Source organism: Clostridium niameyense, assembly GCF_001243045.1.
Lineage (GTDB): Bacteria > Bacillota > Clostridia > Clostridiales > Clostridiaceae > Clostridium_F > Clostridium_F niameyense.
In genome coordinates this window covers 714868-738245 of sequence record NZ_LN849007.1, presented here as the reverse complement: position 1 = coordinate 738245, position 23378 = coordinate 714868, and the positions used below count along the sequence as shown (strand labels likewise).

Sequence of the window (23378 nt, the reverse complement as noted above, 5' to 3'; positions counted from 1 at the left end):
TAAATTTATTTTATTTTCCTCCAAATTGTTGAGAAAGCCAAGATGATTGAGCATTCATTTTATTCATGTATTTTTCAAGTTTACTGAATTGAATATAGTATTTATTTTCTCTTTCTGCGAGTTTTTTCTCCATCTCTTTTATCATTTTTTCCCTTTTTTCTAACTCCTTAAATAAACTATTATTTATTTCAGAAGTTGTTCCTTTAATTCCTGCTTTTTCAACAAAAATTCCTCGTCTTCCACTAGAACTTCTTGTAGTTCTTGTATAATCCTGAAATATATCATTTATCCTCTGCAAAATCCCCTCTTCGCTATTTCTTTTCTGTCTCTCTGATATTGTTAAATCAGGACTATAGCTTGGATAATTTGTTGATTCTTTTGAAAATATTTTAAATACTTTATTAGGGTCTTCTTTTAAAAGTTTTTTTAACCTAGACTCCCCGTTATTTCCATCTTTATCCAAAGATTGATCAAATACTATCTTTCCACCCTCTTTGTAGTTAACAGAAGTATTTAATCCTAATTCTCTTAAAGTAAGTCCTGCTCCCTCTACTTTGTCAAAAAAAGCCCTTCTTAAACTTGTTAACATATTTTGAAGGTTTGAGTCTCCTCTTAAAAGACCAGACTTTGCTTTTTCTTCCCAAAGTTCAATATCTTTTTCTTTCATTTCTTTTTTTTGTTCCTCTGTTAGAGGTTTAAAACTTCTATTTTTCTTTTCTGTAAGTTTTTTCTGAACTTTATCTATTAATTTATTATAATCCTCTATAAATCCTTTTACCTTTTCAAAGGCTTCATCAGAATTTCCTTCTAGTACAAAATCAACAGTTTTTCCTTCCTTTACACCAGATATATCATAACTTACTCCATCTATAGAAAAACTATTAGATTTTTGAGTTACTGTATTAGTTCCGTCTGGAGATGTAATTGTTACTTGTGATCCTTCACCCTTTACCTTGCCTACCATAGATTTTCCAAATAACCTTCCTAAAAAATCCGTACTATCTTCAATATTTATTTCTGCATCTTTACCTTCCTTAGTAGATGAAAAAATAATTTTTTTAGTTAATTCACTATATCTTGCATCTATCTTAGTCTTACTTCCAGATATATCTGATAAAATGTCTTTTATAGTTTTTTCTTTATCTGTAGTAGAAAAATCATACTCGAAACTTTCACCATTTATAGTAAATTGAACTTTTCCAGTTAAAATAGTAGAAACTTCCTTATTAGGATCAAAATCTTTTGTAGGTGTGGCCTCTAGCTTAGCTTTTGTAGCTATTTTGTCTACTTTTATAGAGTAATGTCCCTCCATGCCTGTAGTATTAGCTTTTATTTTAAGACCTGAATTCTCATCTATTCCTATAGGCTTTAAAGCAGAAAAATTATTAGAAGATAACATATACTTATCTCCATTTAATACGTCAAAATATTTTTTTGATATTCCACTTATGTCATCCATTACTTCCCTATAAGCATCTTGTTGCCATTTAACTACTGTAGTATCTTGTTTCATCTTATCTACGCGCATGTTATATGGTTTCATCATATCTTTTACCATTTTATCAGTATCCATGCCCGTAGCAAGTCCACCTATTCTCATCATACCCATAAAAATGCCTCCATATGTTAATTAAAAATTTATATTACTTAATCAATCTTGAGTCCTCTTTGATAATTTATATGCTTCATTCCACATATTTCTTATTTCTTCTATAAGTGGAATTACTTCATCCATTATTTTTACGTCTTTTTTTAAATTAGCATCTGTAAGTCTTCTAACTATATAGTCATACAAACTCATTATTCTTTTTGTCCAGTCCCCACCTTTTTGAACATCTAACGTTGTCATAAGTTCATAATATATATTTTGAGTTTTAACTAAATTTTCATGAGCCTTTGGTATATCTTTATCTAAAATAGCTTGTCTTGCCCTCTTTGAAAATTTAACAGTTCCATCTAATAGCATTAAAAGTAATTGCTCTTTAGAAGCAAAATTAACACTATTGTTTTTATAAATATTATATGCATTTGCTGAATACATTAAATACACCTTCCTCTTCAAATAGAAGATTTTTACTTTTTTGTATCAATTATAGAACCTTTTAAAATAAAAATTTCATCTTTATTTTCTTTTGTAGCTTCTATTGCTATATTATTATTAGCAGAATACTTTACTGCATTTATCTTTATTTTGTTCTTTTTATTTTTTAAATTTTTCTTCACTTTGCTGTAAAAATCATTATTTTTGCCTTGCCTTTGTTTCTTATCCTTTTGAACACTTATACCTTTTTTAGAATGAACTTTTCCTTCTTTTGTTTGATCTTCTATCCTCTGTCTTACATCTGTGTCTATTTTATTTAATCTAAATTCCATAAACACACCACCCTATATTAAGCTTTTTGGTCTATTAATATCCCTGCAATTTCGCAAAGCTTATCAACCATATCTATTATCTTTTTGGGTGGTATCTCTTTAATTATTTCATTTGTTTTATTATTTATAATTTTTATAGTTAAATCTTTGAATTTTCCGTAAACTTCATATTCTATATGGGTTTGTTTTTCATCTAAAAGCTTATTTAATTTATCCACAGCTTTTTCCAAATCTTTTATATCTATTTTTTCATCTTTAATCTTCTCACTTTTTAATGCATTTTCATTAAAAAATTGAATATCATTCTTTTTTATCATTAAATCATTGATATTATTTTCTATAAAATTAGCATTCATTTGTCTTCCTTGACTAGATATTCTTACTTCCATGTTGTACACTCCTTTTTAATAATATCACTTATATTCTTATTTTTTTATGCTTTTTAAAATAGATAAATCAAATTTAGTAGCTTTTATATTTTCATCTTTTACTTCCTTGTAAAGTTCTTTTCTTAAAATAGTTATATCTCTTGGAGCATCTATAGCAAGTTTTACTGTTCCATCATCTAGTTTAACCACTGTAACCTCTATATTATCTCCTATTATAATAGACTCTCCTTTTTTTCTGCTTACAACTAACATTAAGCTTCCTCCTTAAAAATTGGATGCTTTATTTTATAATTGTCATTGTCTACTATTATTTGTTCCCCTAATTTTTCTTTTATATTTATTATAATAGGGGCTTTTAGATTTACAGTTATTTCATTTACAACTGAGCTTAATGTAACTGTGTTCAAAATTAAAACTTCTTCTTCATTTTTTATTTTAAGTCTTTTTATTAAATCCTCTTCTAATTTAATTTCATAATCTTTTTTTACATGAAAAGGGGAAATTACTATTATTCCTATATTTTCATCTTCTATAGAATGAAATACACTAAATATATCATTATCTTCCACTGGAAATATTATAAATTTTTTTAGTTTTTCAAAACCGGGAATACCTTTTTGAAAATATATAGCATCTTTTTCCTCATAATTTAAGGCATCATAGCATTTGGTATTAATCTTCATATTACTCCTCCAAATTCAATATTACCTTAAGTAATCCATAAGAGTAGGTTGTAAAACTTTAGCACTAGTTTGAAGTGAAGCTATATAAACAGATTGAAGTACTGCAAATTCCATAGTTTTTTCAACTACATTTATATCTTCTGTATGAGATAATATTTCTGTCATATTAAAATTTGTTTCCTTATTCATTTTTTGTGCTGCATCCATTCTATTTTGTTTAGCTCCTACTTCTGACCTAACCTTTAAAAGATTATTAGTAGCCTGTTGTATAGACTCTAAATCGCCATTAAATAACTCTTTATAATTTTTTTCTTTATCTCCTACAGTTCCATCCCCATTATTTCCATCTAAATGATTTACTATCTTTTGTAGCAATTCTGGAATACTACTATCTACTCCAATATCTTTGAAATTCATAATCTCAGTTATATTTACATTGTAATCCATAGTTACACCTTGAGACGTTTCTGCTTTTAATTTTTCTTTTAATGAAGTATAATTCGTTACTTCCTCTAAATCCATCTTAACTGTTTTTTTTGATATAACACCCTCTATAGTTACATCTGTACCCTTCAATGTTATATTTAATTTACCCGACTTATCTTCTATCTTTGTATTACCTTTTGCATCTTTAGTTATACTTAAATTGCACATAACTTGTTGTTCATCAATATTAAAATCAGCAAAAGGATTTTTACCTGATTTATCTACATAAACTAACTTTGTATTACCCTTGGAATCTTTTACTGCATCTGTAGGCTTTGATGTAACCCTTGTTCCTGAAAAAATATATCTTCCATCAAAACTTGTGTTTAGTATTTGTGACATATTTCCTATAATTTCATTTACTTCATCTTTTATAGCTTTTCTTTCAGTATCACTATAAGATCCATTACCCGCAGCTACTAACTTCTCTTGTATTTTACCTAATTGATCTCCTAACTGACCTAAAGCTGTATCTGTAACATCTAGCCAATTTATAGTAGTATTTATATTTTTATTATACTGTTTGTTAACTCCTATTCCTGTATGAAGCTGCATTGATCTTATAACATTAGCAGGATCATCGGAAGGTTTTGAAAAATTCTTTCCTGTATCTCTTTGTTTTTCTAGGATATTTAATTTCTCTAAATTTGAATTCATATCAGCTAGAAACATATCTGACATCATTTTATTTGTAACTCTCAAAGTATTCACCTCTTCTTAAATATTTATAAACTATCTTTTAAGTCCGTTTATAACCACATCCAATAATTGATCTACAGTACTTATTATTTTCGCATTAGCTTGATAGCAGTGAGAATATTGAACTATATTTGCAAATTCCTCATCCAAAGAAACTCCAGATACAGAACTTCTAGCTTGCTTAAATTCTGCTAAAGCAACGGCTTCATTTTTAACTACTCTTTTAGCTTCTTGTTCATCTACTCCAAGTGCACCTATTACATCATTAAAATGACTATCTAAAGTCTTTCCATTAGTATTTTTAGCAATAGTGAAGATTTCTCCTAGATTTTTGTTTTGTTCAAAATAGCCTTTAAGAAATGATTTTCTTGTTGTAGTATTTTCAATACTCTGTATTTCCATAAGAGTATCCCTTAATTGAGCTATTGCTAAAGCTCTTTTACCATCTCCTTCAGCAGAAGTTTTTTCGTTTACTCCTGTAATTATTTTCATTGGATCTTCAAATAATTCTTCATTTATGGTAATATTTTCTGCTGTTATTTCATCATCTGTCAACTTAGCTGTAGGATTGTCTTTATATTTCTTACCATTAATAAAGAAAGCCTTACCATCTTTAAGTCCATTTCCATTTCCATCATCCTGCATATGAATAGCATTTACTGAAAATGCTAAAGCTTTAGCTAATTTATTAAGTTCATCTTCATACTTATCTATATCTTGTTGTACAGACATTAATCCCTTAAATTCACCAGATGGTGGTTCAAATAATTTTAATTCCATAAAATTACAACTTTTATTATTATCTAACTTAGCTTTTAGAGTGTTATCTGTTGCCTCGTTTTTAACTGTTATCGCCCTACCCTCCATATCTGTCCATATAACTCTACATTCATCTAACCTTTTATATTCATCTTCAGTATTTATCTTTACCTTAATAGTTCTTTTATTTTCATCTGAGTTTGTATCTCCATTTTTATAATAAGTTACTGTATATTCTCCTGCTTCTCCTACTTTTTTTCCTTTTGGAGGATTTATATCTTTAATGTAAGAAAATCTATATACATCATCTGGATTTATAGTTTGAAGTAAATTTAATGAATGTTCTTTTCCTGTTTTATCCTTATATGTAGGAGCTTTTCCACCTAACTCCGAAGTTTTCTTTTGATAATTCTTAGCAGAATTAGATGTTGTTATATCTATTCCCTCATAATTTTCTCTTTTTATTTCTATACCAAACTTTGAACTTAACTTATCTAATAGTAAATCACGTCTATCCATTAAGTCATTAGGTTGTTGATGGGCTATTTTTACTTGTATTATTTCTTGATTTAATTGATTTACTTGATTTAATATACTATTTACTTCAAATACTGTATGGTTTATTTCCATTTGTGTATTTGTTTTTAATTGGTTTAATTGGTTATATGTATGATTTAACTCATCTGTTAAAGCTTTTGATTGTTCTATCACTACAGAACGAGCATTAGATGTTTCTGAATGCAGTGATAAATCTTGCCATGAATCAAAAAACTGTTTTACTAGATTTGATATACCTACATCTGTTGGTTCATTTAATATATTTTCTATTTGAGATAAAAATTTATTTCTACTTTCAAATTGACCTTGCACCCCATATTCTACCCTTGTTTGGTAATCTAAAAAACTATCTCTTACCCTATTTATAGCAGCTATCTGTACTCCTGTTCCAATTTGCCCAGGACCTACAGTACTATTCATACTTGGTTTACAATAAGGTCTTGTAGTTTGAAGTTCTACCCTTTGTCTTGAATATCCCTCTGTATTAGCATTGGCTATATTATGTCCTGTTACATTTATTGCTCCTTGTTGTGCAAAGAGTCCACTTTTTCCTATATTTAAGGTTCCGAATAATCCGGACATTACTCTCAACTCCCTATCTCTTTCTTCTAATTATATATTCGTAGCTCAACGTATAAATCTTTACTTTTGAAATATATAAAATATGGGCAAAGACAATATTAATATAAAATACTCATTGTCTGTTGCCCTAAAATTATCTTCTTCCCTGTGGACCATAAGTTTTAGGTGATTTGTCTGGATTTAATATAGTTAAAACACTGGTGGTCAAAGATATGCCTTGTCTTATTATTAATTCATTAGTATCCTTTTGAAGTTTAATATCATTTAATACTTTTAAACAATCATTATAAGCCTTTTGAAGTTCATCATCTTTACTTTCTTTCATAAAAGCTAAAATAGAATTTTCTTTAGTTAAGCTTCTTCTTTCCATTTCATATTTTGCAAGTTCTTTACTCTTTTCTTCTATATCCTCTACAATTTTATCTAAACCAAAAGTATTTTTACAACATAAATATTTATGTTGTTTCTCCAACAATTCTAAAAGTTCTTTTAATGATTTATATTGGTTTTTTAATATTAATTTAAGATTTTCTTCCATTAATATTTCCCCTTCATAGAATTTATCATTTTTTCTGCTATTAATTTTGAATCCACTTTATAAGTACCTTCGTCTATTAATTTCTTTATTTTTTCTATTCTATTCTTTGAGCTTAAAAATTTATCTTCTATAGAATAAGCAGTTAAACTTTTACCTACTTTAGATATTTCTACTGTATCTTTTTTACTATTATTTACTTGTTTCTTTTCTATATTTTTTTTGCTTAAGTTATAAGTATTCAGGCCTTTTGTAATACTTACACTATTAATTTTCATATTATACACTCCTAAATAATATTTTAATTTATTATTCTTATAATTAAACACAGACAATAGAAATTTTATATTTTTATAATTTTGTTGTCAATTTAATTTTTTATATTTGATTTGTATTACTATTATCGTAAACTCTCTGTCAAGATTTATACCTTTTAATAAAAGTAAATTATTAATTTAATACTCAATGTAGCTCTATTTTACTGCTTTAATTATAAAATTAATTTTATTAAATTTACTATTAAAAATGCATCGAAATTACATAGATAAAAAAAGAATTGCAATAGCAATTCTTTTATTTTCCTAAAGATTTTACTCTTTCTGCTCCACTTACTATACTAGTTATTCTAACTCCAAAATTTTCATCTACAACTACCACTTCTCCATAAGCAACCTTTTTGCCATTTACTTGAATCTCTACTGGTTCCTCTGCTAACTTATCCAATTCTATTAAAGATCCTGTACCTAAATCTAAAATATCTTTCACACTCATCTTAGTTCTTCCTAAAACTACTGAAATATTAAGAGGTACATCTAATATTAAATCAATATTATCTGGCATATTAGCTGCAGGAGCTTTAGGCTTTAGTGTTTCAAAGGTAGCCTGTTTTACTTCTACTTGTGGTTGAGGTCTTACAGTTTCTATTGGTTTTTCATATACTGGAGCTGTTTCTCTTTTAGATTCTTGTTTTAATTTCATTCTTTCTTCCTCTTTAACTTTTACAATTTCTAAATCATTTATATCTTCCTGTCCCATCATTATTGAGACTATTTTTTTAGCGGTTTTTAGTGGAAGAAGCTGCATTATATTGCTATCTACTAAATTTCCAATAGTTAATGAAAATGATACTTTAACTATTGGTTCTGTGGGTTCTATACCTTCTGCTAAAGGTTCAGTTAAATCTCTCCACACTTTAGACAATGGAGGAGATATATTAACCTCCCTTGCAAACATAGTTGCCATAGATGTGGCTGCTGAACCTATCATTTGATTCATAGCTTCTGACACTGCACTTATTTCTATTTCCGAAAGTTCTTTTATAGCTTTATCTACCTTTCCATCTCCACCCATCATTAGATTAGATATTACTGATGCATCATCTATGTTCATCACTAAAAGATTTTCTCCAACAATGCCACTAGTGTATTTCACTTCTAAAGCTACATTAGGTATTTCAAAAGTTTTTACCAATTGTTCTAGCGTAGTTATACTAACTATAGGTGTTGTTATACTTACTTGTTGGTTTATTATTGTTGAAAGTGCTGTAGAAGCAGATCCCATAGATATATTCCCAACTTCTCCTAAAAGATCTTTTTCTATGTCTGTAAGATCTTCTTTAACTTCTTGTGACTTATTTTCAGTATTTGCCTTCATTTCTTCTTTATTTTCTTTAGGTTCTTGACCTTCATCTCCATTTAAAAGCGCATTTATTTCTTCCTGTGAAAGAAACCCGTTACTCATAATTCTCCACATCCTTATCTATTTGATCTAGTATCTCTAAGCCAATATTTCTTCCTATAACTCCTGGCTTAGCATAGTAACATGGTTCATTTTCTATCAAAACTTTTACAGGTTCATCTGTTTTTGTACCTAGGGATATTACATCTCCTATAGATAATCTTAAAAATTCATCCACAGTTACTTTATTTTCACCTAACTGAGCAGTTACTTCCATGTTAACTATATTCATGCGTTTTTGTAATTTCTCTTTAGAATCTCCTGAAGCTTCATCATCATTTTCTTTAAACCAATATTTAACTACCAATTTATCTAAAACTTTTTCTATACTTAAATATGGTATACATATATTTATAAACGTACTATCCTTACCCATTTCTACAGAAAAAGTTATAAGTGCTACTGGTTCTGTTGGAGCTAATGTTTGATTTAATGCTGGATTTGTTTCAAGTCCTTCTATTTCCGTTTCTACCTCAATTACATCTTCCCAAGCTAGTTTTAAATTAGCTATTAAAGCTGTATTTATTTGTTTCATTATGTTTTTGTCTATGTCTGTAAATTCCCTTATTTTATATTTTCCTGTACCAGTGCCTCCCAAAAGTACATCTATTATTTGAAATACAAACTGTGGATTAGTTTCAAATAATATAGAACCACTTAAAGGTGGCATCTTAAATATAGTCAATATTGTAGGGTTAGGTACAGAGTGAATGAATTCTTCATAGGTTATCTGTTGAACAGATTCTATTTTTACCTTTACATTGCTTCTAACTTGTGCTGTTAAATAATTTGATATTATTCTTGCATAGTTATCATGTATAAGTTCTAAAGTTCTTATATGGTCTTTAGAAAATTTCTGAGGTCTTCTAAAATCATAAGGTTTTACCTTTTGCTTTTCTTCTTCTTTAGGGACCTCATCCGGTGTTAATTCTCCAGATGACAATGCAGACAAAAGGGCATCTATTTCACTCTGAGATAATATTTCTGCCATTTACTTCCCTCATTTCTTCGTCAAATTTAAAGAAGTTTATCAATATCTATTAATGTTACTATTCTATCTTTAAAATTAATTACTCCCTCTACATAGTCTTTTCTTTTTTCGTCTGATGTTCTCTCTATTATATTTTCTTCTACTTCAAGAACTTCATCTACTTCATCTACTGCTATTCCCACTAATTCGTCTTCCATCTCTAATATTATTATATTATCTTGATTTTCTTCTTCTTTAGGTATATCCAATAAAAGATTTATATCTAAAAGAGAAATTACATTTCCTCTTAAATTTACTAGTCCCTTTATATAAGCTGGAGCTTTAGGAACTCTAGTTATTTCCATAGCATCATTTATACTTTGAACTTTGTCTGTCTCAACTGCAAACTGTTCATTATTAAGTTTAAATATAACTACTTGCAAAGGAAATCCTCCTCTCAAAATTTTATTAGTTTAATGCATTAGGAGTTTATACCTAATGCATTAACTAAGTACTAATCATTATCCTACAACTTTTTTTATAGCTTCTAAAACTCTATCTGGTTGGAATGGCTTTACTATAAAATCTTTTGCTCCTGCTTTTATAGCATCCATTACCATAGTTTGTTGTCCCATAGCACTACACATTATTATTTTAGCTGATGGATTATATTCTCTTATAGCCTTAACAGCCTCTATACCATCCATATCTGGCATAGTTATATCCATAGTTACTACATCTGGATTTTCCTTTTTATAAATTTCTACAGCTTTTATACCATTGCTTGCTTCTCCTACGATTTCAAATCCATTTTTTTCTAATATATCTTTTATCATCATTCTCATAAATGCAGCGTCATCAACAATTAATACTTTTGCCATTTTACTATTCCCTCCAAAATTAATTTACTCCTAATGTATTTAATATTTTTTCTAATGAACCAGGCATTGGTACATAATAAAAATGCCCGCTTATTTGTGAACCATCTTCCATAAACACTGTTTCTATATCCAAAACATATTCATTGAATTGTCCTGATTCTATATAAGTAGTAGACAATATTGCACCTAGCATATCATATGTTACTGCTGGAACTGATGGTGTTATAGTCAAATTTGTAAATTTAGCTATAGCATTCATATAAGATGTAGATATTATATTGCCTATTTCACACATTACTGAATTTCCCATTTCAGTTAAAGTATCTTCTTTCATACCAGTTAATCTACATACTAAATCTAAAGCTGTAGATTTATCAAAAATAAATAATATGTTTCCTGGAGTATCTCCAAGTACTCTAACTAATACTCCTACTACAGTTTTTTCTTCTCCTATTTCCTCCATTATTTGGTCAAAAGGAACTATATTTATAGAAGGTACAGTCATATCTACTTTCTTGCCTAAAAGTTGGGATAAGGCTGTAGCTGAATTTCCTGTTCCAATATTTGCAACTTCTCTTAATGCATCTAACTGAAATTCTGTTAAATTACTATAATCCATATGGTATTGACCTCCTATACAATATTACACAATAGCAGCAACATCCAATATCAAAGTTACAAGACCATCACCTAATATAGTTGCTCCTATGTATTCTTTCATGCCTTGAAGTGTCTTTCCAAAAGGCTTTATAACTATTTCCTTTTGTCCTAAAAGCCCATCTACTAGAAGTCCAACAGTTCTTTCCCCTGCTTTAACTATTACTATATACTTTTTATGATCTTCTTCTTCTTGTAAATTTAACTTTTCATTTAGTCTAACTAATGGGATTACATTACCTCTATATATTATAACTTCCTTATTATTAGTTTTCTTTATAATATCTTTTTCGTAATCTATTACCCTATCTATGTAGCCTAATGAAATTGCCATAGTTTCAGTACCTATTTTTACTAAAAGGGCTTGTATTATTTGTAATGTTAAAGGAAGTCTTATTATAAAAGCTGATCCTTTACCTTCTTCACTTATAACATCTACAGTACCTCCTAAAGCTGTTATCTTGGTTTTAACTACATCCATTCCAACGCCTCTACCAGAGATATCTGTTACTTTTTCATTAGTACTAAATCCTTGCGCAAATATTAAATTTCTTATATCATTATTGCTCATACCTTCTGTATTAATGCCAACTTTTTCTGCTTTGGCTCTTATTTTTTCAACAGGTATTCCAGCTCCATCATCTACTACCTTTATTACAGCTTTTGTACCTTCTTGGTATGCTATTAATTTAATTTTACCCACTGGATCTTTCCCTGTTTGTATTCTTTCTTCTTTTGATTCAATACCATGATCTGCAGCATTTCTTATTAAGTGAATTAACGGTTCTCCTATTTCATCTATTACTGTTCTATCCAATTCTGTATCTGCCCCTTGAACTATAAGTTCCATTTCCTTATCAAGCTCTACAGAAAGATCTCTTACCATTCTTGGAAATCTATTAAATACTACATCTAAAGGAAGCATTCTTATCTTCATAACTAAATCTTGAAGGTCTGAAGTAGTCCTTGCTACTTGTTCTAAAGTTTCATTTAAATCTATAAGTTTATGGTTAGAACTTATTTGCTCCAATCTTGTTCTATGAATTACAAGTTCTGATACCATATTCATAAACTTATCTAATCTTTCTAAATCTACTCTTACAGATTGATGTGCCTTTTTATTACGATGGTTTTCTTTAGGTTTAGAAACTTTAGGCTTTTCCTGTTTTTCTTTGTTCTGTATTTCTGGCTTTTTATTTTCTACTACCTTTTCCACTTGTTCTTTTATTTTTTCTTTTCTTTCAGCCTTTACATCTACATTATCGACTATTACCTTCGCTACTTCAGATATATTTGTTAAAATACTATAAATTTCTTCTTTATTTTTTGTAGAAATATAAATTAATTTAATTTCAAATTCAAAATTCTCATTTTCAATGTCTTCTGCAGAAGGTATTGATTTTATAATTTCTCCATAATCTTCTAAGCTCTTAAATATCAAAAAAGCCCTAGCAGATTTTAATAAAGTAGTTTCATCTAATATTATTTTAATTTCATAAGATAAAAATCCTCTATCCTCAGCTTGTTTTATTACGTTTATGTCATATTCATTTAAAGGTATTTCATTTGATGAAGCAATATCTTCATCTCTCTCCTCTACCTTATCAGCTTCTTTTTCTTCATTAGATTCTTCCACTTCACCTTTTGCTGCTTTCTCTAATTCCTTTATTATTTCATCTATTGATATTTCTTCGTCTACATCCTCAGAAATATTATCTACCATTTGTTCTAATGTATCCAAACATTTAAAAAGAACTGTAACTACATCTTGAGTTACTTTTAAATCCCCTTCTCTAAAGTTCGATAGAACATCTTCCATTTTATGAGTTAGCTCTGCCATTTGGTTAAATCCCATAGTAGCTGCCATTCCTTTTATGGTATGCGCAACTCTAAATATTTCATTTAATTTATCTATGTTATCTGGTTCTTGTTCCAATTGAAGCAATGAATCATTTAATGTTTGCAAATTATCCATAGATTCTTCTAGGAACATTGACATGTATTGAGATGTATCCATATTTCTTCCCCCTTATGCTTTTCTATAAATAAATGTGGAAGCTTTCTCAAAGCCATATTCTCTATAGTTATAAATACTTTCAGTAGCACCTACAAAAAGTAATCCTTGCTTTTTTAAAGAAGTACTAAATTTACTATATATTTTATCCTTTATATCTTGATTAAAGTATATAACTACATTTCTACAAACTATAAGATCAAAATCCTTTTCGTAATTATCTAGTATTAAATCATGTTTTTTGAAAGTAACCATATTTTTTATATCTTGATTTATAATATATTTATCATGTTGTTGGGTAAAATATTTTTTTAATCTAATATCCTTAACATTTTTAATTTCTGTAGACGAATATTCTCCCATTTTGGCTCTATTTAATATAGTGGCGTCTATATCTGTAGCTACTATCTTATGTTTAATGTTTGGTGCAATTTCATTCATTATAATAGCTAAGGAATAAGGTTCTGCTCCTATAGAACAAGCTGCGCTCCAAATTTTAAGGGGTCTTGGACCATTTTTAAAAAATTCTTCTTTAACTTTCTTCTTTAAATCATCAAATATTTCTGGATTTCTAAAAAATTCTGTTACATTTATAGTTATAAAATCTAAAAACTTCTTTCTTTGTGCCTGATCTCTTTTTAATAAATTTATATATTCTTCTACAGAATTCACTCCAACTCTTGACATTAAACTTAAAAGTCTTCTTTGAAGTTGATTTTGTTTATAAGCTTTTAAATTTATTCCAAAATCTTTTAAAACCCATTCTTCAAAATATTCTAAATCCATACTTACCTCCAAATCCCTATGGTATTCAATATCGTAGATGTAACTTCAGGTAGTGGTACAACCATATCTACTTTCCCTGTTTCATATGCAGATTTAGGCATACCATATATGGTACAGGTAGACTTATCCTCTGACATAGTTATTCCGCCTTTATCTTTTATTGTAGCTGTACCTTGTGCACCATCTTTTCCCATACCCGTTAAAACTACGCTTACAAGATTTGAACCATATACCTTTGCTGCAGAATTAAAAAGTTTATCTACTGCAGGTCTAACCCCCCATATAGTAGGTTCTGTGTTTAAATGTATTTTTTTATCATTCCAAACCTCCATATGAAATCCTCCTGGTGCTACATATACTGTATTATTTTCTACAGTTTGTCCATCGGATGCTTCTACTACTTTTAATTTACTATTAGCATTTAATCTTTCTGAAAAAGCCTTAGTAAATCCTTTAGGCATATGTTGAACTACAAATATGGGAACATTTATTCTTTCTGGAAAAGCCGTAATAACAGTATAAAGCGCTTTAGGACCACCTGTTGAAGCTCCTATAACTACAGCTTCTATATCTTTATTTCTTTTTATAGTATTACAATTCTTTTTTTCTTTATAGTTATGACTTGAAGTTGAGATTTTTTCTTTTTTATTTCCTGCTAGTCTTATTTTTTTTACTAATCCTTCCTTTACCTTATCTATATCTAAAGATATAGCTCCTGAAGGTTTTGGTACAAAATCAAAAGCTCCTTTATCTAAACATTCCATAGTAAGATTAGGTCCTTTACTAGATAGACTACTTAGCATTATAACTGGTATATTTTTATTTATTCTCTTTAAATTTGATAAAGCCGTTATTCCATCCATTTTAGGCATTTCTACATCTAAAGTTATTACATCTGGCCCTATCTTTTCAATTTTATGTAATAAATCCTCACCATTTCTTGCAGTATCTATAACTTCTAAATCATTTTCTTCATTTATCATATCTGATATTATTTTTCTCATTAGCGCAGAATCATCTACTACTAGAACTTTAATTTTATCCAAATTTAACTCACTCCAATAAAATTATATTTCTTTAGTTCCCATACCTACTGTCTTTATGTATACTACACCAGAAGAAGTATCAAATATCATAGTTCTTCCCTTATTCCCTCCAGTATCTTCTGCCAATATCGGAATGGACATGTTTCTAAGCTTACTTTTTACTGCTTCCCCATTTCTATGACCTATATCCATAATCATGCTTTTATCTGAAAAGTTAAACATAGAAGCTCCGCCAGCTATTTTAGCCTTAAGCAGTGATTTCCTAGCTCCCATCTTTTCCATCTTTTCAAGTAATATAGGTATAGCTAAATCAGCAAATTTTAAAGGATTTGTTATTCTGCTAAAATCTGCACTATCTGGAAGCATTATATGTGCAAGTCCACCAATACCTTTAGATCTATCATATAAGGCTATACCTATGCAAGAACCCAAACCTACCGTAATTATCTTATCAGGTGAATTGCCAACATTCAAATCTGCAATACCTACTTTTATCTCTTTTACATCCATAAATTTTTACTCCTTCAACTATATCATTCTTTTTTCTTCTTCAGTAAGTATAGTTGATAGATTTAAGAATATTATTATTTTCTCTTCAATTTTTATTAGTCCTTTTATATATCTTTTAGATATACCAGCAACAATTTCTGGTGGTTCCTCTACTTTATCTAAATTTACATCTTTAACTTCTGATACAACATCTACTATTACACCTATTTTATTTTCATTTTCTTTTGCAACTATTATCTTAGCATCACTTTTTCTTTCTTCCTCTGGAATATTAAACTTTTTAGAAATTGAAATTACCGGTAAAATTTTTCCCTGATAATTTATAACGCCTTCTACAAATGTTGGCGCATCTGGTAAAACTGTAGGTTCTTCATAACCTAGTATTCTTTCTACTTCCATAATATCAGCTGCATAATATTCTTCCCCAATTTTAAATATTAAAACTTTTATCTCTTTGTTTTGCATAACCCTCTCCTCCTATAATATTAATTTATCTACAAACAATTCTCCTTTTTTGCTTAAATATACATGTATATCCTTTGATGGAACTTCTAATATATACTCTGATTTCCCCACTATAAATACAGTGTTTTGATAAGCAACATCTACAAATATATCACCCGTTTCTGAAACTTCTAATTTTGTTGAAACTCCAGATTCACTGCCTACTTCTTTACATTTAATCTTGTTTTTTGCCTTTATATGTCCACCCCTAGCTACACTACCTTCTTTAGTAAAATATATTCCATTGTGAGCACTTATATTAGATATATATTGTCCTTTTCCATTTATATAAACATCTCCTGTACTTTGTACAAATGAATCTTGACAGTAATTTATAATAACATTTACAGGAATTGCTAAATTTTCTCCATAATAATTTTTCTTTTCTTCTATAACGTCTATTAGACTATATAATTCATTATAACTTTTTATATTTATAGGACTTATTCCTAATAATTTCTCTCTCATTAATTTAATTAATTTATCTTCCTTATCTTGTTTGTGTATATTTATATTAGCAATTAATTTTATACATAATTTATTTAAATCCTTAAATTTATTTTCTATTAAAATTTTTATTATTTCACCGTCTTTTTTATCCTCACCTAAAATATTGAATCTTTTTATTTCTTGTACTGCTGTTATTAACTTTTTTAAAGTTTTTTCCATTTCCTCTAATTCTTCTAAAACTTTTAATCTTATTATATCTTCTCCTCCGGCATATAAATTGGAGGCTATTATATTTCCATCTATTTGTAGGTTTCCTTTAGATATAATTTCTGATCTTTCTACATCTTTCTTTATATTCACTGCATTTCCAGCTTCTACTTTCATTCCTTCTTTTACACTACCTTGTACTATTACATCACCTACAAATTTTATATTACCAGTTTCTATGCTTACATCTTGTTTTACTTCATGTACTTCATAAACATAAAATACATTTGACTTTATACAAGGCTTTCCTTGTATAGCTGCAGCAGCTGTATTTTCATCTTTTAAAAAAGCACCTTGTCCTACTTTTAATAAAAGTTTTTTTCCTTCCTTATGCCTTTTTATTACTCCCCTTACATCTTTACCAGAGCTTCCTTTTAAACCCGGTACTCTTACGGCTATTATATCTCCTGGTTTTACAGATTCTATAGATCCTATACTCTTAAAATCTACATTTCCTGTTTTATCTTCTTCTAATTTTATTTCATCTTTACTAGTTGGAAATTTAATATCTATTTCATCGTTGGTTCCATCTATTACAGGCTTTCCTTTAGCTACTAAAACATCTATACAATTTCCTTTTACACACTGACTTATATTTTCATTTATTAAACCATAAATTACTCCTCTTTTTATTAGTTCTTCTTTTATTTCTTCTTCAGTATATTGAGGTGGATTTATTTTATTTATTATTTTAGGTTTTATCTCTAAAATATTTTTTTCATCACAATCTTCTAATCCATATACAATCTGTGGCTTATATTCAATAGAAATATAGGCTTCCATATTATCTTCACTTATTTTTATATTTAGATTTCTTATAGCTGTATTTTCTTCAAATATAACTTCTAAATGGTTACTTTGAAAAATTGCTGTTTTCCCATTTATTTGTTGTCCATCTAGTAATAACTTAACATTTTTATTACCATATACTTGAGCTGGATTTCCATTATTTCTAGGATTTTTAACTATTATTTTACCATTAACTACTGAAACCGTTCCTTTATCTTCATCTTTCTTCTCTTCTTCATGATCTTTTTTAACATTATCTATGTCATCTATATTATTTACTGTATTTGCTACTTTTGCTTCACATGCTTCCTCTTTTTCGGGTTTTTTAGTTTCTTCGTCTATTTCAACTATTATGGTAGCCTTTTTTATAAAAATGCCTTGTTTATTCTCTACTATTTTATAGTTGATTTCTTCTGGACTAAGTCTTAAATCCCTACAAGCCTCTACTATACACTTATCCACGGTAGCATAGCTATAAGTCTTTTTCATATAAATCCTCCTCTAAATAATTATGTTGCCCCTATTTCACTCTTAAAATTACAAATTTCATATTTTATTCTTATATTTACATTTTATATCATATAGTGTTTCAAAACAATTTGTTTTTAAAAAAACTTGAAATTAATAAACGGGACTTATACATATTCTTATATTCGTAATATTTCTTAAATAATATAGTTAATTTCTGTAAAAACCCATTTTCTTTCTTAATGAATTTTTGCTATTATTTGTTTTTCCTCTTTATATCCATATTTTATATCTTGTACTACGAAATCTTCTGAGCTTGTAATCACTATGGGAGATGTTAAATCTACCGCCTTTTTTAATAATAATTCCTTATCAAATTCTATTAATAATTTACCGCATTTAACTAATTCATTTTTCTGTACAAAAGTTTTAAAACCTACTCCTTTAAACTTTGCAGTATCTATACCTACATGTATAAATATTTCTAAACCTTGTTTTGTTTCAATAGACAAGGCATGATTACTTGGAAATAAAAATTTTATTTTTCCATCTACAGGAGAATATACTTTGCAATCATCAGGAATTATCCCGAACCCTTCCCCTAATATCTTCTCACTAAATACATCATCATCTACACTTTCTATAGGAATTATATTACCTCTTATAGGATTTTTAATATTAATATACAAATTTGCTTCTTTTTCCTGTTGTTTATGCATATGAGGTATATATTCTACTTTATTATTATTTATACCTCCTTTTATAATATATTCCATACAGTTTTTTATAGATTCTGCTTCAGTTCCAATTATTATTTGAATTATATTTCCCACTTCTATAATACCTAGAGCTCCTATTTGTTTTAACATAGACACATCTATGGCTTTTGTATTCCTAATAGATATTCTAAGTCTTGTAATGCAACAATGCAGAAAGATTACATTTTCTTTTCCACCTATAGCTTTAAGTATTTTTTGTGCCATCTCATTAATGTCTTCCTTTGTAATTTTTTTATAATTAAAAGAATCCTCTCGACCTAAAGTTTTTATATTTTTTTTAGTTATTGTAAAATAAAACACTAAGAAATAAAATAAAAAATAAGCTATCCCTACTGGTATTAATAATAATCCATTACTTGAAAATTTATATCCTAATATATAATCTATAAAAGATGCAGAAAAAGTATATCCTAACCTTATGTTAAAATAGCTTATAACTATTCCTGAAGTAAATGCAGCTAATATGTGAAATAAAAATAACTGAGGTGCAGCAAATATAAATGAAAATTCTATAGGCTCTGTAATTCCTGTAAAAAATGATACTGCTGCTGCAGTAATCATTATTCCTGCTGTTTTTTTTCTATTTTCTGGCTTAGCAGCTAAAGTTATAGCCAAAGCTGCTGCAGGTAATCCAAACATCAATATTGGATATTCTGATGCCATAAATCTGCCAGCTGTAGGATCTCCATGAAAATATCTACCGAAATCTCCAAAGTATTTTATTCCATCAGGAGCTACAAAGCTTCCAAATTCGTATAAAAAAACTGGATAATACATATGATGAAGTCCTAATGGTATTAAAAATCTTTTTCCTGCAGCATATAATGCTGGACCTAGTATAGATGTACATGCGAATTTGGCAAATATATCTATACATTTACAAACACTTGAACCTATATAAACATTACCTATTGCAAAAATCAATGAGAAAAAAGCAGTAATTATTATTACAAACCTTTCTCCACCAAAGAAGCCAATAATTTGTGGCAATTTTACATCATGATATTTATTATATAAAGCTACAGATAATAACCCTATTAATATTCCGCTTAATACTCCACTGTCTATACAAATAGTTCTTATTATCAATTCTCCTACTACAGCTGAAAGTGCTGCTACACCCTCTCCTTGCTCCGAAAATCCTATAGCCACCCCTACTGCGAATATTATAGGTAAATTGTTAATTATTGAATTTCCAGCTTTTAATAAATATATATTATTTAAAAGATCTGGATAGCCAAGCCTTAAAAGTATACCTGCTGCTGGTAAAACTGATACTGGTAGCATTAAAGATTTACCTATTTTCTGTAGTATATTAAGGATTTTTTTCATATATTTGCTCCTTTATTTGCCTAACAATTTAATATTATTTTTAGCATAATCTTTTTAAGTGTAATGCTATATATCCTATTTCATCTTCTGGTACTTTGATTTTAAATAACTTTTCTATTAACATAGCTACCTTTATGGCTATACTAAATTCATTACTTAATTCTTTTTTTATACTATCCAAAAGTTGATTTTTAATAGTTTTATTTTCTTTGACTCTTTCTACCATAAAATTTATATGTGTTAATGTTCTTACATAAGACAAAGAATCCTTATTTATATTTCTCCCTGTTAATTTATTTATAAGTTCCATTACTTTACTTATCTTTTTTGTATACTCTAAAGACTTTGAAACATCTTGTCTAGTTATTCCGCCCCTGATGTGAAGACATATAAACCCTGCTTCATCTTTAGGTAAATTTACATTTAATCTTTCATTAATAATATCTAATCCTTTTAAAGATATCTCATACTCTTTTGGATATAATATTCTTAATTCTTCTAAGAATGGATTTTCTATATTTATACCTTTTTCTATTCTTCTTATAGCGAAATTTATATGATCTGGTAGAGAAATATGGACCCCTTCATTTAACTTAACATTTAACTTATTTTCTGCTATATTTATTATTTCTTCGGAAATACCAACTATCTTTTCATCAATTTTATTTAAAACTTTATTATAGTTCTCTGTAATATTAGATGTCTTTTTAATGTAAATATTTTCTATCTTTTCTTTAGAAAGAGGTTCTCCTGCTCTACTATTAAATCCTATACCTTTACCTACCAATATTAATTCTTCATCGTTATATTCAGCTATTATAACGTTATTATTAAGAATTCTCTTTACTTTATAACTATCCATTTTAACACTCCAAATCTATCTTATATAAAACTTACACATTGGTAGATTTATTTATTTTCTTTTTTATAGTTTAATATATCTTTTTTTATTTCTTCATTATAAGCATTCATTATTTTTAATATAATTGGATTTTTAGAAGAATTAAACTCCATATGATCTATATATCTTATGGGTAAAACTTTTGGAGAAGTTCCTGATATAAAAAGTCCATCTAAATCATTTATATCTTTATAACAAATTCTCTCTTCTAAAACCTTTAATCCCAATCCATTACATAAATCCATTATAGTATTTCTAGTTATACCTGGTAGTACTGTATCTATAGGTGCTGTTATTACATTATCATTTTTTATCATAAATATATTTGATTTACTTCCCTCTGTTATATATCCATCTCTATCTACTAATATAGCTTCATAAGCTTCTCTTTCTTTTATTATTTTACCTACCTTTTGTCTAAAATTTATCGCTATTACTTTAGCATTAGGATTTTCTCTTTCCCCATGATAAAATATGGTTTTTACCCCTTCTTCATAATTTATTTCTTCTGGATAATGATGCTCTAGAAAATAACATAAAAAAGTTTTTTTGCGGTTAAAATTAAACACTAATTTTATATTCCCACATGATACTTTATTAGCCTCTATAACTCTTTTTATATTAGTTTTTATTTCTTTATTACTCATCCATAAAGACAGTCCTTCTAAAGAAGCGGAAGCATTAAATCTTTCTAAATGTTCCTTTAGAAATAATGGGCAACCATCTATAACTCTTATAACTTCGTATAAGGATTTTCCTTTCCTTATTATATCCTCTTTAAAAAGTTTTGTATCTAAAACATTATTATCCTCAATATAAAATTTATTTACACATTCCATATATCTCTTCACTACTTCCTTAATATATAATTTTTTGTATAATTAACTCTTTTAATATTAATTATAGTACAATAATAAAATTTTTTTAATATATTATCTCCATTTTAGTACTTTTATGTTATTATATTTTTTTCTGGAATTTATAAGATATGGGTGTCCAACTAATTTAAATAGAGGTAAATCTGCAAGTGAATCTGAAAACATATAAGATGCTTTAAAATCCACATCTATATTTTCTTCTTTTAAAACTTCTTTAAGCCTTTTTACCTTTTCCTCACCTTTACAATTTTCACCTTTCATTTTTCTATTATAATAACCATCTTCTACTGTAAATTTAGTACCTATTATTTTGTCTACTTCTTTTATATTGTAAAGTTCATTTAAATAAAACTCTGCTGAAGCTGAAATTAAGTATACTTTAAATCCATTACGTTTTAATTTCCTCATGGTATCTATGGCATCTTTATATAATATTTTACTTAACTTATTTTTATAAAATTCCTTAACATAATTTTGCATATCTTCTTCTGTTATACCATCTATAAAACCTATGAATATTTCTTTGGCTTTTCCCGCCTCTAATATCTTAAATCCATATAATATACCGGATATTAGTATTTTAGGTATATGTTTTATAAGAAAAGGATTCTTCCTTAACATAAATTTATAAAATTGTATAAGTGTTTCTTGTTTTGTAAGTGTATAGTCTACATCAAATATTGCTAGTTTTTCTAATTTATTATTCTTTTCCATACTAACACCTCTTTAATTTTATTAAATATTTTAAAGCCCTGCAAGAAATTGCAGGGCTTATCATATAACTATTCTAAGTTTTCGTAGTATTTTGTTACTTTTTCAAATTCATCATCTACTGGATTTATAAGTTGTACTTCTTCGCCATCAATCTCTTCCCTAAATAAATATACTGAATTATTATTTGGATTTTGAACTAATGCATATGTTTTTTCTTCGTAATCAAATTCATCTATTACTTGGCAAGTAACCTCATTACCTTCTTCGTCTTGTAAATCTACGAATATTCCTTCTTCTGCATCGTGTCCTCCGCAACAACCACAACTTTCATCATGATCATCTGAAGAACAACCGCAACCTTCACTATGTTCATCTGAGCAACAACCGCAAGTTTCTTGTTCTAATTCTTCATCACAACCGCAGCCACATTTATTCATTTCATCTTTCATAAAATCTCCTGGTACTAGTTCCAGGATTTTCACCTCCTTTTGCGTTATGTTATAATTGTACCCTTAATTCGTGATTTTTAAAAGAGATTTTTTGTAAAAGTTAAAACTTATAAATAAAAACCAGCTTTTTATCTCCTATTTATAAAAAAACAACATAAAAAGTAACCCATAAGCATGGCTTA

At 28.0% G+C, this 23378-nt stretch carries 26 protein-coding genes; all 26 read right to left on the bottom strand.

The features are described 5' to 3' along the window. Positions 1–10 precede the first annotated feature (10 nt). Positions 11–1609, bottom strand: a complete 1599-nt coding sequence (gene fliD, locus BN1711_RS04435) for a flagellar filament capping protein FliD (protein WP_050606979.1) — start codon at positions 1607–1609, stop codon at positions 11–13. A 42-nt stretch (positions 1610–1651) separates the two neighbouring features. After that, positions 1652–2041, bottom strand: coding sequence for a flagellar export chaperone FliS (gene fliS / locus BN1711_RS04430; RefSeq protein WP_050606978.1), 390 nt, complete (start codon positions 2039–2041; stop codon positions 1652–1654). A 32-nt stretch (positions 2042–2073) separates the two neighbouring features. Then, the gene (locus BN1711_RS04425; protein ID WP_050606977.1) at positions 2074–2373 is read right to left on the bottom strand and encodes a hypothetical protein; all 300 of its coding nucleotides are present in this window, start codon (positions 2371–2373) and stop codon (positions 2074–2076) included. Between the two features lie 17 nt (positions 2374–2390). Then, positions 2391–2762 carry a flagellar protein FlaG gene (locus BN1711_RS12195; RefSeq protein WP_082174054.1) on the bottom strand — a complete coding sequence of 124 codons (372 nt, stop codon included), beginning with the start codon at positions 2760–2762 and terminating at the stop codon, positions 2391–2393. Positions 2763–2798: 36 nt separating this feature from the next. Continuing rightward, complete coding sequence (csrA, locus tag BN1711_RS04415) at positions 2799–3014, bottom strand: carbon storage regulator CsrA (protein WP_050606976.1); 216 nt, start codon at positions 3012–3014, stop codon at positions 2799–2801. Further along, positions 3014–3445 (bottom strand): flagellar assembly protein FliW, encoded by a 432-nt coding sequence (fliW, locus tag BN1711_RS04410; protein ID WP_050606975.1) that lies wholly within the window; start codon positions 3443–3445, stop codon positions 3014–3016. Before fliW ends, csrA begins: the two co-directional genes overlap by 1 nt. A gap of 21 nt (positions 3446–3466) precedes the next feature. Further along, positions 3467–4633: a flagellar hook-associated protein FlgL gene (flgL, locus tag BN1711_RS04405; RefSeq protein WP_050606974.1), complete on the bottom strand. Its 1167-nt coding sequence runs from the start codon at positions 4631–4633 to the stop codon at positions 3467–3469. A 30-nt stretch (positions 4634–4663) separates the two neighbouring features. Further along, on the bottom strand, positions 4664–6529 hold the full coding sequence (gene flgK, locus BN1711_RS04400) for a flagellar hook-associated protein FlgK (RefSeq protein ID WP_050606973.1): 1866 nt from the start codon (positions 6527–6529) through the stop codon (positions 4664–4666). A 133-nt stretch (positions 6530–6662) separates the two neighbouring features. Further along, positions 6663–7067, bottom strand: a complete 405-nt coding sequence (gene flgN, locus BN1711_RS04395) for a flagellar export chaperone FlgN (protein WP_050606972.1) — start codon at positions 7065–7067, stop codon at positions 6663–6665. After that, positions 7067–7342 carry a flagellar biosynthesis anti-sigma factor FlgM gene (gene flgM, locus BN1711_RS04390; RefSeq protein WP_050606971.1) on the bottom strand — a complete coding sequence of 92 codons (276 nt, stop codon included), beginning with the start codon at positions 7340–7342 and terminating at the stop codon, positions 7067–7069. Before flgM ends, flgN begins: the two co-directional genes overlap by 1 nt. A gap of 295 nt (positions 7343–7637) precedes the next feature. Continuing rightward, on the bottom strand, positions 7638–8804 hold the full coding sequence (gene fliY / locus BN1711_RS04385; protein ID WP_050606970.1) for a flagellar motor switch phosphatase FliY: 1167 nt from the start codon (positions 8802–8804) through the stop codon (positions 7638–7640). Beyond that, positions 8797–9792, bottom strand: a complete 996-nt coding sequence (gene fliM / locus BN1711_RS04380; RefSeq protein ID WP_050606969.1) for a flagellar motor switch protein FliM — start codon at positions 9790–9792, stop codon at positions 8797–8799. Before fliM ends, fliY begins: the two co-directional genes overlap by 8 nt. Before the next feature lie 26 nt (positions 9793–9818). Beyond that, the gene (locus tag BN1711_RS04375) at positions 9819–10214 is read right to left on the bottom strand and encodes a chemotaxis protein CheW (protein ID WP_050606968.1); all 396 of its coding nucleotides are present in this window, start codon (positions 10212–10214) and stop codon (positions 9819–9821) included. Positions 10215–10292: 78 nt separating this feature from the next. Then, the gene (locus tag BN1711_RS04370) at positions 10293–10652 is read right to left on the bottom strand and encodes a response regulator (protein ID WP_050606967.1); all 360 of its coding nucleotides are present in this window, start codon (positions 10650–10652) and stop codon (positions 10293–10295) included. A gap of 19 nt (positions 10653–10671) precedes the next feature. After that, complete coding sequence (locus BN1711_RS04365) at positions 10672–11271, bottom strand: chemotaxis protein CheC (protein WP_050606966.1); 600 nt, start codon at positions 11269–11271, stop codon at positions 10672–10674. 24 nt (positions 11272–11295) lie between these two features. Then, positions 11296–13326 carry a chemotaxis protein CheA gene (locus tag BN1711_RS04360; protein ID WP_050606965.1) on the bottom strand — a complete coding sequence of 677 codons (2031 nt, stop codon included), beginning with the start codon at positions 13324–13326 and terminating at the stop codon, positions 11296–11298. Between the two features lie 12 nt (positions 13327–13338). Continuing rightward, complete coding sequence (locus BN1711_RS04355) at positions 13339–14109, bottom strand: CheR family methyltransferase (protein WP_050606964.1); 771 nt, start codon at positions 14107–14109, stop codon at positions 13339–13341. Positions 14110–14111: 2 nt separating this feature from the next. Beyond that, positions 14112–15155: a protein-glutamate methylesterase/protein-glutamine glutaminase gene (locus tag BN1711_RS04350; protein ID WP_050606963.1), complete on the bottom strand. Its 1044-nt coding sequence runs from the start codon at positions 15153–15155 to the stop codon at positions 14112–14114. A gap of 21 nt (positions 15156–15176) precedes the next feature. Then, positions 15177–15665: a chemotaxis protein CheD gene (locus tag BN1711_RS04345; RefSeq protein ID WP_050606962.1), complete on the bottom strand. Its 489-nt coding sequence runs from the start codon at positions 15663–15665 to the stop codon at positions 15177–15179. Between the two features lie 18 nt (positions 15666–15683). Beyond that, on the bottom strand, positions 15684–16130 hold the full coding sequence (locus BN1711_RS04340) for a chemotaxis protein CheW (protein WP_050606961.1): 447 nt from the start codon (positions 16128–16130) through the stop codon (positions 15684–15686). A 12-nt stretch (positions 16131–16142) separates the two neighbouring features. After that, complete coding sequence (locus tag BN1711_RS04335) at positions 16143–18164, bottom strand: DUF342 domain-containing protein (RefSeq protein WP_050606960.1); 2022 nt, start codon at positions 18162–18164, stop codon at positions 16143–16145. A gap of 218 nt (positions 18165–18382) precedes the next feature. Beyond that, positions 18383–20254, bottom strand: a complete 1872-nt coding sequence (locus BN1711_RS04330; RefSeq protein WP_050606959.1) for a glucose PTS transporter subunit IIA — start codon at positions 20252–20254, stop codon at positions 18383–18385. A gap of 40 nt (positions 20255–20294) precedes the next feature. Further along, positions 20295–21116, bottom strand: coding sequence for a PRD domain-containing protein (locus BN1711_RS04325; RefSeq protein WP_050606958.1), 822 nt, complete (start codon positions 21114–21116; stop codon positions 20295–20297). Positions 21117–21163: 47 nt separating this feature from the next. Next, on the bottom strand, positions 21164–21994 hold the full coding sequence (locus BN1711_RS04320) for an aminotransferase class IV (protein ID WP_050606957.1): 831 nt from the start codon (positions 21992–21994) through the stop codon (positions 21164–21166). Between the two features lie 93 nt (positions 21995–22087). Beyond that, positions 22088–22747: an HAD-IB family hydrolase gene (locus BN1711_RS04315; protein ID WP_050606956.1), complete on the bottom strand. Its 660-nt coding sequence runs from the start codon at positions 22745–22747 to the stop codon at positions 22088–22090. Between the two features lie 68 nt (positions 22748–22815). Then, on the bottom strand, positions 22816–23196 hold the full coding sequence (locus BN1711_RS04310; protein WP_050606955.1) for a DUF1292 domain-containing protein: 381 nt from the start codon (positions 23194–23196) through the stop codon (positions 22816–22818). Positions 23197–23378 lie beyond the last annotated feature (182 nt).

What these genes read in the sequence shown, in the direction of transcription:
- fliD (WP_050606979.1), bottom strand. Translation starts at nt 1,609, where the DNA reads ATGGGTATGATGAGAATAGGTGGACTTGCTACGGGCATGGATACTGAT.
- fliS (WP_050606978.1), bottom strand. Translation starts at nt 2,041, where the DNA reads ATGTATTCAGCAAATGCATATAATATTTATAAAAACAATAGTGTTAAT.
- BN1711_RS04425 (WP_050606977.1), bottom strand. Translation starts at nt 2,373, where the DNA reads ATGGAATTTAGATTAAATAAAATAGACACAGATGTAAGACAGAGGATA.
- BN1711_RS12195 (WP_082174054.1), bottom strand. Translation starts at nt 2,762, where the DNA reads ATGGAAGTAAGAATATCTAGTCAAGGAAGACAAATGAATGCTAATTTT.
- csrA (WP_050606976.1), bottom strand. Translation starts at nt 3,014, where the DNA reads ATGTTAGTTGTAAGCAGAAAAAAAGGAGAGTCTATTATAATAGGAGAT.
- fliW (WP_050606975.1), bottom strand. Translation starts at nt 3,445, where the DNA reads ATGAAGATTAATACCAAATGCTATGATGCCTTAAATTATGAGGAAAAA.
- flgK (WP_050606973.1), bottom strand. Translation starts at nt 6,529, where the DNA reads ATGTCCGGATTATTCGGAACCTTAAATATAGGAAAAAGTGGACTCTTT.
- flgN (WP_050606972.1), bottom strand. Translation starts at nt 7,067, where the DNA reads ATGGAAGAAAATCTTAAATTAATATTAAAAAACCAATATAAATCATTA.
- flgM (WP_050606971.1), bottom strand. Translation starts at nt 7,342, where the DNA reads ATGAAAATTAATAGTGTAAGTATTACAAAAGGCCTGAATACTTATAAC.
- fliY (WP_050606970.1), bottom strand. Translation starts at nt 8,804, where the DNA reads ATGAGTAACGGGTTTCTTTCACAGGAAGAAATAAATGCGCTTTTAAAT.
- fliM (WP_050606969.1), bottom strand. Translation starts at nt 9,792, where the DNA reads ATGGCAGAAATATTATCTCAGAGTGAAATAGATGCCCTTTTGTCTGCA.
- BN1711_RS04370 (WP_050606967.1), bottom strand. Translation starts at nt 10,652, where the DNA reads ATGGCAAAAGTATTAATTGTTGATGACGCTGCATTTATGAGAATGATG.
- BN1711_RS04365 (WP_050606966.1), bottom strand. Translation starts at nt 11,271, where the DNA reads ATGGATTATAGTAATTTAACAGAATTTCAGTTAGATGCATTAAGAGAA.
- BN1711_RS04360 (WP_050606965.1), bottom strand. Translation starts at nt 13,326, where the DNA reads ATGGATACATCTCAATACATGTCAATGTTCCTAGAAGAATCTATGGAT.
- BN1711_RS04355 (WP_050606964.1), bottom strand. Translation starts at nt 14,109, where the DNA reads ATGGATTTAGAATATTTTGAAGAATGGGTTTTAAAAGATTTTGGAATA.
- BN1711_RS04345 (WP_050606962.1), bottom strand. Translation starts at nt 15,665, where the DNA reads ATGGATGTAAAAGAGATAAAAGTAGGTATTGCAGATTTGAATGTTGGC.
- BN1711_RS04340 (WP_050606961.1), bottom strand. Translation starts at nt 16,130, where the DNA reads ATGCAAAACAAAGAGATAAAAGTTTTAATATTTAAAATTGGGGAAGAA.
- BN1711_RS04335 (WP_050606960.1), bottom strand. Translation starts at nt 18,164, where the DNA reads ATGAAAAAGACTTATAGCTATGCTACCGTGGATAAGTGTATAGTAGAG.
- BN1711_RS04330 (WP_050606959.1), bottom strand. Translation starts at nt 20,254, where the DNA reads ATGAAAAAAATCCTTAATATACTACAGAAAATAGGTAAATCTTTAATG.
- BN1711_RS04325 (WP_050606958.1), bottom strand. Translation starts at nt 21,116, where the DNA reads ATGGATAGTTATAAAGTAAAGAGAATTCTTAATAATAACGTTATAATA.
- BN1711_RS04320 (WP_050606957.1), bottom strand. Translation starts at nt 21,994, where the DNA reads ATGGAATGTGTAAATAAATTTTATATTGAGGATAATAATGTTTTAGAT.
- BN1711_RS04315 (WP_050606956.1), bottom strand. Translation starts at nt 22,747, where the DNA reads ATGGAAAAGAATAATAAATTAGAAAAACTAGCAATATTTGATGTAGAC.
- BN1711_RS04310 (WP_050606955.1), bottom strand. Translation starts at nt 23,196, where the DNA reads ATGAAAGATGAAATGAATAAATGTGGCTGCGGTTGTGATGAAGAATTA.